General features: G+C 67.8%; 12 protein-coding genes. 2 read left to right on the top strand and 10 right to left on the bottom strand.

Translation table 11 applies throughout. The features are described 5' to 3' along the window. Window positions 1-109: 109 nt before the first annotated feature. The 3 genes from fhuE to GOC52_RS17340 all read right to left on the bottom strand — a co-directional run bounded on the left by fhuE (window position 110) and on the right by GOC52_RS17340 (window position 3,532). On the bottom strand, window positions 110-2,248 hold the full coding sequence (fhuE, locus tag GOC52_RS17350) for a ferric-rhodotorulic acid/ferric-coprogen receptor FhuE (protein WP_191849995.1): 2,139 nt from the start codon (window positions 2,246-2,248) through the stop codon (window positions 110-112). A gap of 172 nt (window positions 2,249-2,420) precedes the next feature. After that, on the bottom strand, window positions 2,421-2,972 hold the full coding sequence (locus tag GOC52_RS17345; protein WP_191849994.1) for a M23 family metallopeptidase: 552 nt from the start codon (window positions 2,970-2,972) through the stop codon (window positions 2,421-2,423). Window positions 2,973-3,049: 77 nt separating this feature from the next. After that, window positions 3,050-3,532: an Lrp/AsnC family transcriptional regulator gene (locus tag GOC52_RS17340; protein WP_164193352.1), complete on the bottom strand. Its 483-nt coding sequence runs from the start codon at window positions 3,530-3,532 to the stop codon at window positions 3,050-3,052. Between the two features lie 72 nt (window positions 3,533-3,604). On the opposite strand from GOC52_RS17340, the gene GOC52_RS17335 reads away from it, so the two are divergent. After that, window positions 3,605-4,480, top strand: coding sequence for an EamA family transporter (locus GOC52_RS17335; protein WP_191849992.1), 876 nt, complete (start codon window positions 3,605-3,607; stop codon window positions 4,478-4,480). Between the two features lie 78 nt (window positions 4,481-4,558). Here GOC52_RS17335 and GOC52_RS17330 read toward each other — a convergent pair whose 3' ends face one another. The 4 genes from GOC52_RS17330 to GOC52_RS17315 all read right to left on the bottom strand — a co-directional run bounded on the left by GOC52_RS17330 (window position 4,559) and on the right by GOC52_RS17315 (window position 7,844). Further along, window positions 4,559-5,296 (bottom strand): endonuclease/exonuclease/phosphatase family protein, encoded by a 738-nt coding sequence (locus tag GOC52_RS17330; protein WP_177178893.1) that lies wholly within the window; start codon window positions 5,294-5,296, stop codon window positions 4,559-4,561. A gap of 53 nt (window positions 5,297-5,349) precedes the next feature. Next, entirely contained in the window at window positions 5,350-6,180 is an 831-nt protein-coding gene (locus tag GOC52_RS17325) for a thiol:disulfide interchange protein DsbA/DsbL (protein WP_010480908.1), read from the bottom strand. Window positions 6,181-6,286: 106 nt separating this feature from the next. Beyond that, on the bottom strand, window positions 6,287-6,937 hold the full coding sequence (locus GOC52_RS17320) for a thiol:disulfide interchange protein DsbA/DsbL (RefSeq protein WP_010480907.1): 651 nt from the start codon (window positions 6,935-6,937) through the stop codon (window positions 6,287-6,289). Between the two features lie 106 nt (window positions 6,938-7,043). Next, window positions 7,044-7,844: a c-type cytochrome gene (locus GOC52_RS17315; protein WP_010480905.1), complete on the bottom strand. Its 801-nt coding sequence runs from the start codon at window positions 7,842-7,844 to the stop codon at window positions 7,044-7,046. A 156-nt stretch (window positions 7,845-8,000) separates the two neighbouring features. Between GOC52_RS17315 and yihA the strand changes: the two genes are divergently transcribed. Next, window positions 8,001-8,603, top strand: a complete 603-nt coding sequence (gene yihA, locus GOC52_RS17310; RefSeq protein WP_014038472.1) for a ribosome biogenesis GTP-binding protein YihA/YsxC — start codon at window positions 8,001-8,003, stop codon at window positions 8,601-8,603. A gap of 106 nt (window positions 8,604-8,709) precedes the next feature. Here yihA and GOC52_RS17305 read toward each other — a convergent pair whose 3' ends face one another. From GOC52_RS17305 to GOC52_RS17295, 3 genes are all read right to left on the bottom strand, one after another. Continuing rightward, on the bottom strand, window positions 8,710-9,684 hold the full coding sequence (locus GOC52_RS17305; protein ID WP_191849990.1) for an MBL fold metallo-hydrolase: 975 nt from the start codon (window positions 9,682-9,684) through the stop codon (window positions 8,710-8,712). A 640-nt stretch (window positions 9,685-10,324) separates the two neighbouring features. Next, window positions 10,325-11,149 (bottom strand): helix-turn-helix transcriptional regulator, encoded by an 825-nt coding sequence (locus GOC52_RS17300; protein ID WP_010480900.1) that lies wholly within the window; start codon window positions 11,147-11,149, stop codon window positions 10,325-10,327. After that, window positions 11,146-11,850: a VIT1/CCC1 transporter family protein gene (locus GOC52_RS17295; RefSeq protein ID WP_032129894.1), complete on the bottom strand. Its 705-nt coding sequence runs from the start codon at window positions 11,848-11,850 to the stop codon at window positions 11,146-11,148. The genes GOC52_RS17300 and GOC52_RS17295 overlap by 4 nt, the downstream gene beginning before the upstream one ends. Window positions 11,851-11,935: the final 85 nt, after the last annotated feature.

Below are 11,935 nucleotides of genomic sequence, written 5' to 3'. Positions count from 1 at the left end.
GTTCCGGCGCTGCCTTGCTGGTGTAGAGCCGAGCCCACGCTCGGCTCAGAGAATCAGCCGAGCGTGGGCTCGGCTCTACAGGTGCGGGGCGATCGTGCCCCGCGCCTGATCAGAACGCCCAGGTGAACGTCAGCGAGCCATTGCGGCCGTCGCCGTATGCACCGTAGCCGGTGATCTGCGAGTAGTACTTCTTGTCGAGCAGGTTGTTGAGGTTGGCCTGCACGCTGAACTCCGGCGAGATGCGGTAGCGCACGAACGCACTGACCAGCGCATAGCCTTCCTGTTCGAAGCGACCCACCACCGGTGCGGCGTAGTAGATGCGGTTCTGCCAGTTGGCACCGCCACCGACGGTCAGTTCCTGCTGCGACTGCGGGGTGTAGCTGGTGAACAGCTTCAATGCGGTCTGCGGCAGGTTGGTGTTGATGTCGGCGCCGTTGATGTCCTTTGCCACATAGCGCGAAGCACCGAAGGTCGCGTTCCAGCCGGGTGCCAGTTCGCCGTTCACTTCGAACTCGAAGCCACGGCTGACGGTACCGCGTGCAGCGATCGAGGCGAATTCACCCGGGCGGCCGATGATCGGCTCGCTGGTGACCTGGGCGACGTTGTCCTGCTCGATGCGGAACACCGCCAGCGAGGCGTTCAGACGGTTGTCGAACCAGGCGCCCTTGACGCCCACCTCGTAGCTCTTGCCGTCTACCGGATCGAGATAACGGCCGTTGCGGTCGCGCGCGGTCTGCGGCTGGAAGATCTCGGTGTAGCTGGCGTACGCGGAGTAGGTGTCGTTGATGTCATACACCAGGCCGGCGTACGGGGTGGTCACCTTGTGTTCGCGGTCGTCGTTCTCGCCTTCGCTCTTCCAGTTGGTGTAGCGCGCCCCGAGGATCAGCTTCAGCGGATCAGCCAGCGACAGGCGCGCGGCGGCATAGCCGGCTTTCTGGGTGATGGTGCCCTGGCTGGCCAGCGCCAGCGGGTTCCAGTTCGGCTGGGCGATGTTGCCGGTCCAGTCGAGATAGGAGCTGAAGGGATTCCAGCCGGTGCCGGGACCGCCCATCTGGAAGTCACCATGGTTGGCGAACTCGCGCTTGTTGTAGCTCAGGCCGGCCATGAACTGGTGTTCGCGGCCCAACAGCTGGAACGGACCGTCGATGTAGCCATCAATGCCGTCGACCTTGCGCTCGGTGTTGTAGAAGCCGGCCATCGGCGTGATGCCGGCGCCCGTGGTCTTGTTGAATGCGGTATAGGCCGGATAGAACAGCTTGTCGTCGGCCTTGGTGCGGTCGTGGGTGGCGCCGATCTTGAACTTCCAGCCATTGCTGAAGGCGTGCTGCAGGGTGGCGAACGCACGCTTGCTGGTGGTGTCCCAGTAGGTCCAGTCCGGCGACGGATTGAACGAGGTCGGATAGTTCGTCGGGCTGCCATCGGCGTACCACATCGGGAAGCCGCCCCAGGTCGCGCCATTGGCGCGCTTCTGCTGGTAGTCGTAGCCCACGCTCAGCTGCGTGTCCGGAGTCAGGTCGGCGTCGATGACGGCGTAGCCCAGCGTCTTGCGCTGGTTGTAGCGGTCCATCTGGCCGTCGGTGTCGAGGTAGCTGCCGATTACGCGGCCGCGCACCGTGCCACTGGCGTTGAGCGCGCTGCCCACGTCCACGGTGGTGCGGGTGCGGCCCCAGCTGCCGACGTTCACCGAGACGCTGCCGGTCAGTTCGGCGCTGTCGGCATGCTTGCGGATCAGGTTCACCGACGCCGACGGATTGCCGGCGCCGCTGAGCAGGCCGGTGGCACCGCGCACCACTTCCACGCGGTCATACAGCGCCAGGTCCAGGCCGGAATCGCCGTAGCTCCAGTTCTGCACCATCTGCGTCGGCAGGCCATCGAACTGGTAGGCATCGATGTAGAAGCCGCGCGCGTAGAACTCGGTGCGCTCGCTGTCGGACTGGGTGCTGGTGACGCCGGTGGTGTTGGCCAGCACGTCGATGATGTCGTCCAGCTTCTGATCTTCGATGCGCTGGTGGCTGATGATGCTGACCGACTGCGGGATCTCGCGCGGCGCCAGATCGAAGCGGGTGCCGGCCGAGGTGCGGCGCACCGAGTAGCCTTCGGCGCGTTCGCCCTTGACGACGACCTTGTCCAGCGTGGTCGGGTCGGCGGCGGTGTCGGCGAAGGCGGCCGGGGCCACGGCGCAGAGAACGGCAAACACGGCAACGGACAGCCGCTGCGGCGGCGGGGTACGGAAGGCGGAACGGTTCATGGGGGTCCTGGGCGAGCACGCGCGATCGGCCGGCATCCAGGAGGCGAGGCGCTACGGGTAGGGAGAGGACGGGCAGGCCGTCCTGGCACCACCGGAAACGAAAGAAATGGTAATACGAACTATTCCTATTTACAAATCATGAACAGATCGATGCGCGGGTGCGCAATGGCGGTCAGCGCAGCAGTGGCAGCGGGTCGCGGGCGCCGTCTGCGCCGTAGATGCCCCAGTGCAGGTGCGGGGGCGTGCCCTTGGCGTTGCCGCTGTCGCCCACATGGCCGAGCAGGTCGCCGGGCTGGACCACCTGGCCACGCGCCAGGTCCTCGGCCCAGCTTTCCAGGTGCGCGTAGTAGTAGCGCTCGCGTCCGGGCCCGATCACCCACACCTGGCGCCCGCCGAGCCCACGTTCGCTGACATCCGCGATGACACCGACCGTGGCGCTGCGCACTGGCGTTCCACGGCTGGCGAAGATGTCGATGCCGGCGTGCGAGCGGTCACGGCCTCGCGGCGCACCGAAGGTATCGGCAATCTGGCGTGGCCGCACGCCGTCCACTGGCACCGGCAGTTGCGTGGCCGGCGGCATCCGCGCGAGTGTCCACAGCATCTTCGGTGCGGCGGCCCAGGGACTGTTCCACAACGCCATCATCGCAACGACGGCAATGGCCAGCCACAGGCCGCGCAGCAACCAGCGGCGCAGGCGGTGGGCGTGGGAGGGCGATGTGCTCATGGTTTCGGAGTGTAGAGTCGAGCCATGCTCGACTGCTTCAGTTTTGCGGTCAAAAGGCAGTCGAGCATGGCTCGACGCTACAGGACCGGCAGCAGCGGAACCTCGAAACTCCGCTTCAGCGTGCCCAGTGCTACCGAGGTGCGGAAGCGCTCGATGTTGTCATCGCCACCGAACAGGCGCTCGGTGATCGCTTCGTACTCCTCCATCGACGCCGCCGAAAGCAGCAGCAGGAAATCGCCATCGCCGGTGATCGAGTAGCACTGCTGCACGGCCGGGTCGTCCTGCACGCGGCGCTTGAACGGCGCCACGCGTTCGCGCTGCTCGCTGACCACGCGCACCTCGACGATGATGGTCAGCGGTCGCCCAACCTTGGCTGCGGCGACCACCGCCACGTTGGCGGCGATCACGCCACTGTCCTGCAGGCGCTTGATGCGGCGTTGCACGGCCGGGGTGGACAGGTGCACGGCCTCGGCGATTTCGCGCTGCGGCAGGGTGTTATTCCGCTGCAGGAGGTCGAGGATGGCGCGGTCGAAGCTGTCGAGCACGGGAGCGATGGCCATGGCGAGCAGAAGTTGCACGAACAGGCTGTCAATTGAGCCAAGTGCTCGGCGCCGGCGCAATAGACTTTGCGCATGCAGACCTCACGACTCGCGCCGATGTTGCCGGCGCTGGCGGTGCTCGGCTCGGTCACCTCGCTGGCCATCGGCACCTCCTACGCAAAACACCTGTTCCCGCTGATCGGCGCCCAGGGCACCAGCGCGCTGCGTGTGGGCTTCTCGGCACTGTTGCTGCTGATGTTCTGGCGGCCATGGCGCTGGAAGACCAGCCGCGTGGACGCGATCACCATCCTGCGCTACGGGCTCACCCTGGGCCTGATGAACCTGCTGTTCTACATGGCCCTGCGCACGATTCCCTTCGGCATCGCGGTGGCCATCGAGTTCACCGGGCCGCTGACGGTGGCGATGCTGTCGTCACGACGCCCCATCGACTTCGTCTGGGTGGGCTGCGCGCTGGTGGGTTTGTTGCTGCTGCTGCCGCTGGGCGGTGGCCCGGCGCTGGATCCGGCTGGCGTGCTGTATGCGATGGGCGCAGCGGCGTGCTGGGGCCTGTACATCGTGTTCGGCAAGCGTGCCGGTCATCTGCACGCTGGGCACTCGGTCTCGCTGGGGCTGCTGGCCGCGTCGCTGGTGGTGGTGCCAGTGGGCGTGGTGCATGCCGGCGCCGCGCTGCTCGAGCCGAAGATCCTGGCGGCCGGCCTGCTGGTGGCGCTGGTCTCCAGCGCGATTCCGATGTCGCTTGAGATGATGGCGCTCAAGCGCCTGCCGAAGGAAACGTTCGGCATCCTGATCAGCATGGAACCGGCGGTGGCCGCGTTGTGGGCGATGCTGCTGCTGCACGAGCACCTGCATGGATTGCAGTGGCTGGCGATCGGCTGCACGGTGCTGGCCTCGGTGGGCAGCACGATGACCGCGCGGCGGTTGAAGGTGCCGGTGGTGCAGGCCGGGTAGCGGCAGAGAGCGTGCGGACCAACGGTCCGCACCCACCAGAGCGGCGTGCCAACCAAGATTGGCACCCACCAGGAGCGTTCAGCGCAGGGCGTCAGCCGGGACGTCGATCTGCATCGCCAGGGCGAGGTGATCGGAGAAGGCGGCCGGAACGGCCTCCACGGCGCGGGTCTGCAGGCCGCTGCTGACCAGGATGTGGTCGATGGCGCGGTCGGGGCGCCAGCTGGGGAAGGTCGGCACGATGCAGCCCGGGGGCTGCAGCCGGGTCTTCTGGTACAGCACCTGCATTTCCGGGCGCTCGGCCAGGCAGTTGAAGTCACCCATCAACACGGCGTTCGGGTGGTCGGACAACAGCTCGGCGATGAAGCCCAGCTGTGACATCCGCGAGCCTGCACCCAGCGACAGATGGGCCACCGCCACCGCCAGGCCGTCGGCGCCATCGCCGAACTTGGCCAGCAGCACGCCGCGCCCGCCGATGCGGCCGGGCAGGGCGTGGTCCTGCACTTCCACCGGTTCCAGCTTGCTCAGCAGGCCGTTTGCGCTGGAGGCGACCCCACCCATGCGCCGGTTCGGCTGGTGGCTCCAGTAGTTGAAGCCGGCACGCTGGGCCAGGTAATGGGTCTGGTTGGTGAAGCCCGAGCGCAGGCTGCCCGGGTCGGCCTCCTGCAGGCCGACGATGTCATGTTCGCGCGCCAGGGTGGCGATCGCGTCCAGGCTGCTGCGCTTGCGACCCGCCGGCAGCGCATGTGACCAGCTGCGGGTCACATAGTCGCTGTAGCGGCGGGTACTTGAGCCGGCCTGGATGTTGGCCGTCAGCAAGCGCAGGGTCCGTGTACGGGGGGAATTCACGGCCGGGAAACGCTTCTCTTGGATCAGTGAGCCTGGGCCGCACCGCGTTCGCGGGCGATCAGGTGGTCGGCAATGCGCAGCATGTCCGGGAAGCTCTTGCCCTTCACCAGGTACTTGCCGTTGACGATGATCGACGGGGTGCCGCTGATCTGGCTGCGCTGGGCGAACTGCTTGGCCGAGTTGGTCTTGGCATTCACTGCGAAGCTGCCCATGGTGGCGGCGAACTGCTTCGGATCCACGCCGTAGGCACCGTAGAACTTGGCGATGTCGTCAACCGAATCGGTGCCGCGCTCACCCTTCAGGGTCTTCTGCGAATGGATGGCAGCGTACAGGGCTTCGTGAGTCTTCTCCTGCACACCCAGGGTCTGCGCGGCGTAGAAGGCACGGGCGTAGTTGTCCCAGGTGCCGCCGAACATGGCCGGCACGTAGACGAAGTTCACATCGCTCGGCAGGCCGGCCTTCCACGGGCCGACCAGCGGCTGGAACGCGGCGCAGGCCGGGCAGACGTAGCCGAAGATCTCGGTCACTTCGATCTTGCCGGCGGCCGGCTGGAACGGCTGGCCGTTCGGGATCACCTGGTAGTCGGCGCCTTCCACCGGGGCCGGGCCGGTCAGCGCGGCGGTGGTCGGGGCTGGTGCAGCGGCCGGGGCGGCTTCAGCCGCGGCCTTCTCGCCTTCGGCAGCGGCCGGTGCGGCGCCTTCGGTACCCGCGGCCGGCGCAGCCGGTTCGGTGGTCGCCGGAGCTGCAGCCGGTTCGGCCGGGGCCGCGGTGGTGTTGGTGCTGCCGTCGTCGGCCTTGCAGGCAGCCAGGATTGGCAGCAGCGCTGCGAGGGCGAGGGCGTAACGGATCTTCATGGAAACGTCTCCAGCATCTGGAAAGGTGGGGCCGGCGTCATGCGCCGGCCAGGGGGAAATGATGACACGCGGCGGCGACAGCGCCGTGTCGGTGGTGGGTGTTGGTTCAGCGGCCGCGGGCGGCGCGGGCCTGGGCGATCAGCGCCGAGGCGATGCGCAGCTGGTCGTCGAAGCTGTCGCCACGCACCAGGTACTGGCCGTTGATGATCAGCGCCGGGGTACCCGGGATCCTGGTGCGCTGGGCGAACGCGCGGGCGGCATCGACCTTCTTCTGTACGGCATCGCCGCGCAGGGCCTGCAGGTAACGGTCCGGGGTCACGCCGTAGGCCTTGTAGAAGGTGGCGAGCTCATCGGCCGAAACGTTCTGCATCGGCAGCGAGCCGTCCTGGTGCAGGGCCTTGAACACGGCGCCGTGGCTGCGCTTGGCCACGCCGACTTCGTCGGCGGCGTAGTAGGCCAGGGCCCAGGCGTCCCAGGCGCCGCCGAAGGCCGCCGGAACCGGGGTGAAGCGTACGTCGGCCGGCAGCTTGGCTGCCCAGGCTTCCAGCTGCGGCTCGAAACGGGCGCAGTGCGGGCAGGTGTAGCCGAAGACTTCGACCACCTCGATCTTGCCGGCCAGCGGCTGGAACGGGCCCGGCTGGGCGATGCGCTCGTAGTCTTTGCCTTCGACCAGCGGGGCATTGGCAGGGGTTGCGGCGCAGGCTACCAGCGGCAGCAGCACCAGCACAGACAACAGCAGGCGGGAAATCAACCTCATCGACACGCATCTCCGTTGAAAAAAGCAACGCCGGCGCGGTCGCCGGCGTGAAGGAAACATACCGCAGGCGAGGGCCGCGGTGGCGGCCCCGGCCGACCAATGGTGGTCAGGGGGCGGCAGCCGGTTGTGCCGGCGTGGTGGCAACGGCCACGTCGTCGGCCTTGTTGTGCAGACCCTGCAGGTAGCTCGACAGTGCCTGCACCTCCTGCTCGCTCAGCTTCTGCGCGACCGTGGCCATGATCTGGAAGTGCGCCTTGTCGGTTTCGTTGGTCTGGCCGGCCTGGTATTCCTGCAGGCGGCGCGCGACATAGCTGGCGTGCTGGCCACCAATGTGCGGATAGGCCGGGCCGGGATTACCGGCGCCGCTGGGGCCGTGGCAGGCCATGCAGGCCGGCAGGCCGCGCTTGGCGTCGCCGCCGCGGTACAGCTGCTGGCCGATCTCGTAGAACTTCATGCCCTTGTAGGGGCCGTCGGTGACCGCCGTGTCATCGGCGATGCCGGCGGTGGCCTTCTGGGTGGCGAAGAACGCGCCGATGTCGCGCATGTCCTGCGGGGTGAGGTTCTGCACGAACGGCACCATCGCCACCGCCGCACCGGAGCTGCGCTGGCCGTTGGCGATCAGGGCCATCTGCTGGGCGACGTAGCGTTCGCTCTGGCCGGCGATGGACGGGTACATCTCCACTGTGGAATTGCCGTCGGCGCCGTGGCAGGCCGCGCAGGCCGAGGCCTTGGTCTGGCCGGCCTTGGCGTCGCCCCAGGTGGTCTTGCTGAAATCCACTTCCAGCGAGGCGGTGCGGATCGGCCCGTTGTCGGGCAGCGGGGTCAACGTGGTCTGCGCGAACGCAGCAGCGGCAACGACTACAGCAGTGGCAAGGGCGGATACGGCAAGAACGCGAGCGTGGCGCATGCTGAAGCTCCGTATGGACCGGGCCGGGCGGTGGCCGCCGGCATCGCCCGGATTATCAACGCCGTTTCCGCACACGGTCAACGCAGCAGTGCAGCAAAATGCCCGCAAAGGCCGCCGGCACGGGCGCGCGGCGCCGCAACATGCGATCCTAGGCACATGTCATTGCTCATCGAACGCGCCCGTTACCACCTTTCGGCCCACAACGTGCGGCAGCTGCCGCCCGACGAAGGGGCCGAAGTGGCCTTCGCCGGCCGCTCCAACGCCGGCAAGTCCAGTGCGCTCAACGCGCTGACCCGCCAGAACGCCCTGGCCCGTGTCTCCAAGACCCCCGGCCGCACCCAGCAGCTGGTGTTCTTCCAGGTCACCCCGGAAGCGCATCTGGTCGACCTGCCCGGTTACGGCTACGCCAAGGTGCCGCTGGACCTGCAGGCGCACTGGCAGGCCTTCATCGACAGGTATTTCCGTACCCGCGAAGCCTTGAAGGGCCTGGTGGTGGTGATGGATATCCGCCATCCGCTGAAGGACTACGACCGGCAGATGCTGTCCTATGCCGTGCAGCGTGGCCTGCCGGCGCACGCGCTGCTGACCAAGGCCGACAAGCTCAGCCGCAGCCAGCAGATGCAGTCCCTGCAGAAGGTGCGCAAGGAGCTGCAATCGGCCTATGGCGACAGCGTGAGCGTGCAGGTGTTCTCCGGCGAAGACCGTACCGGCGTGGACGAAGCCCGCGGCGTGATCGGCGGCTGGCTGGGGCTGGAATAAGGCTTCCGGTTTTCCTGTAGAGCCGAGCCAACGCTCGGCTGCCGCGCGCAGCGCGGCCAGGCCCAGGTTGCCGAGCATGGGCTCGGCTCTACAAGGGCTCATCGGCTCATTTCAACGGCGAATACTCCGCCGGCACCCACGCATAGGCCTTGCCCTCGCCACGCACATGGCCCAGGCCAGGGAACGGCAGGTGCGCACCGGCCACCCACCAACCATTGGCGGTGGCCTGCTGCAACAGCGCCCGCCGGCTGGCGATGGCCGCATTGCGGTCCGAATCCGCCTCAAATGCCGCTTCCGGATGCGCGAACTGCACCGCGTGGAAGTGCAGCACATCGCCCCATACCAGCAGTGACTGGCCCTGGCTGTCGAACCGGTAGGAGACATGGCCGGGGGTGTGGCCATGGGTGTCCATCGCCACCGCGCCGCCGGGCAGGGCATCGCCGGGGCTGAAGGTGCGCAGGTGGCCGCTGGCCTGGTACGGCGCCACCGCGTTGCGTGCCAGCGGGAAGGCGAAGCGCACGCCCTTCGGCGCGGTGGCCTCGCTGGCGGGGTTGAGCCAGTAATCGGCATCGGCCTTGGACAGCCACACCGTGGCATTGGGATAGGCCGGCTTGCCCTGTGCATCGAGCACGCCACACAGGTGGTCCGGATGGGCGTGGGTCAGCAGCACCTCATCCACCTCGGTCGGGTCGACGCCGGAGGCGCGCAGATTGCCCAGCACCTGGCCCAGGCCGGGGCCAAAGCACTGCGCGGTGCCGGTATCGACCAGGGTCAGGTGGTTCCCTTGGCGGATCAGGAACGCGTTGATCGCTGTCTGCAGGCCTTTCTTGTCCTCAGGTACGTAGCGACCTTCCAGCAGGCGGCTGACCAGCGTCGGCGGCACGTCCACCACTTCCTGCCGGCCCAGCGCGACCACGCCGTCGAACAGGGCGGTGACCTGCAGTGCGCCGACGCGCTGGTGATAGACGCCAGGCACCTGCTGGGTGGGGGCGGGTGAAGTAGCCTCGGCCAGCGCGGCCAGCGGCAGGGACGACAGGACCAGCAGCAGGGCGGAGCGCAGGGGCAGGTGGCGCAGGGTCATGGTGGTTCTCGGTGGATGACGGGTGGTTCCGTTGGCCTAGCGTGCCGTGGCTGGCGTGTGCGCGGCGCTCAAACCACTACGTGGAATGCTCAGGGAAGGGGGGGTGTCTGCAGGGCTGCGCCCTGCACCCGCAGAGGCAACGGCAACAGCCGAAGCAATAGCAGCAGCCGAAGCAACAGCAACAGCGGGCTATCTGTGGGATGGCGGGGTGGGTCCGGTTGCGGGGGACGCTGCAAGTACGTCCATGTAGCTCGGTCGCCGCATCCATGCGGCTCACGCCCCCGCAACCGGACCCACCCCGCCTTCGACAGTTTTCCGCGATCTGTTGGAAATGCTCTTGGGGTCAGATCCGTTTTCCGCAGAAAAACGGATCTGACCCCATTTTTGTTATCGATATCTGACAGATATGTCGACCAAGGTCGACACCTACCTACAGCCGCCGGAATCTGTCGAAGGCGGGGCACTGTGGGTTTGCGGGGTGTGAGCCGCATGGATGCGGCGACCAAGCCCCCATGGACGGGTTTACGGCGTCCCCGCAAACCCACAGTGCCCCGCCATCCCGCGGATAGCCCGCTGTTGCTGTTGCTTTGGCTCTTGCACTCGCTTCGGCAGGTGCAGGGCGCAGCCCTGCCGAACCCCCTCAAATGTCTGTGGGAGCCAGCCCGTACTGCTCGGCGAAGCGCTTGCTGAAACTCGCCGCAGACCGATAGCCCGCGCGTGCGGCCACGGTCTTCAACGGCAGGTCCGTGGTGTAGAGCAGCTGCATGCCATGCGCCAGCCGTGCCTCGGTGAGCAGCTGGCGCAGGCTGGTGTCCTCGGCAGCGAGCCGGCGGCGCAGGGTCGCGCCGCTCAGCGCGAACTGTTCTTCCACATCGCGCGACTGCCAGTCGCGTGCCGGTTCGGCGGCGATGCGGTCGCGGATCTGTTCGCCCAGGCTCGGCGCCTGCGGCAGCAGCAGGTTGCCATGGCCCTGCCGGCACAGGGTCAGTACCAGCGAGGCCAGGGCCAATCGTGCTTCGCTGTAACGCCCGTCCTGCAGCGATTGCCGCCATTGGCGCAGTACCGCGCCATGTTCGATCAACGGCAACCGCGCCATCGCCTGGCCAGGCGCGGGAAGCCCCTCGATCCACAGCGTGCGAGCGGCCGCCAGCACTTCGGCACACAGCGGCACGATGGCGCTGAGGTAACGGCCACTGCGCGGGTCGGGGGTGTTGACCACATCGATGCGGCAGCGCTGGGTCAGCAGCAGGATGTCGCCGGGAACGAACGCCAGAGACTGATGAGCGGTACGCACCTGCTTGCGGCCTTCCAGCAGGATCGCGAACTGCGGTTGCGGAATCTCCACCGAGCTGGCGCCATGCTCGCGACGTGCGGTGATGCAGGCATAGCCGTCGGCGCGCTCGCAGCCGGCCAGACTGGCCATCTCAGCCAGCAGTGCGGTGGCCGCGGGCAGCATGGCGGTCATGTCACGTGTGCGCCGAGCAGGCGACCGACGCCGGCGGCTGCGGCCATCGCCAGCGCGCCCCAGAACATCACCCGGATCGCGCCGCGTACCGGCGGTGCGCCGCCGGCCTGGGCTGCCATTGCGCCGGTCAGGCACAGGCCGAGCAGGGTGCTGGCGGTGGTCATCATCGCGACCTTGTCGACCGGCGCCAGCAGCGCGGTCAGCACCGGCAGTGCCGCACCGCAGGTGAAGGCGCCGGCCGAGGCCAGCGCTGCCTGCAGCGGGCGGGCGCGCAGGGTATCGGTAATGCCCAGCTCGTCGCGGGCGTGGGCGCCCAGTGCGTCGTGGGCGGTGAGCTGTTCGGCCACCTGCCGTGCCAGCGCCGGCTCCAGGCCACGGTGGCGGTAGATCGCGGCCAGCTCTTCCAGCTCGCTGTGCGGATCTTCGTGCAGTTCGCGTTTTTCCATCGCCAGGTCGGCGTCTTCGGTGTCGGCCTGGGTCTGCACCGAGACATACTCGCCGGCCGCCATCGACATCGCGCCGGCCACGGTGCCGGCCACGCCGGTGGCCAGGATGGTCGCAGCGGAGGCGCCGCTGGCGGCTACGCCGACCACCAGGCCGGCCACCGAGACGATGCCATCGTTGGCCCCCAGCACGGCGGCACGCAGCCAGCCGACGCGCTCGGAGCGGTGCAGTTCGGGGTGTCGTGAATGGCGGCTCATGCCCCCGAGTGTACGAGGGTCAAGAGGGCGTCGGTAGGATGCTGAAAACCGTCTCCGTCGCATGACGCAACGGGTCACCACGCTA

It is taken from the genome of Stenotrophomonas sp. SXG-1 (assembly GCF_014083965.1).
Lineage (GTDB): Bacteria > Pseudomonadota > Gammaproteobacteria > Xanthomonadales > Xanthomonadaceae > Stenotrophomonas > Stenotrophomonas geniculata.
Note: the sequence above shows the minus strand (reverse complement) of the source record. Positions and strands in the feature narration are given on the sequence as shown.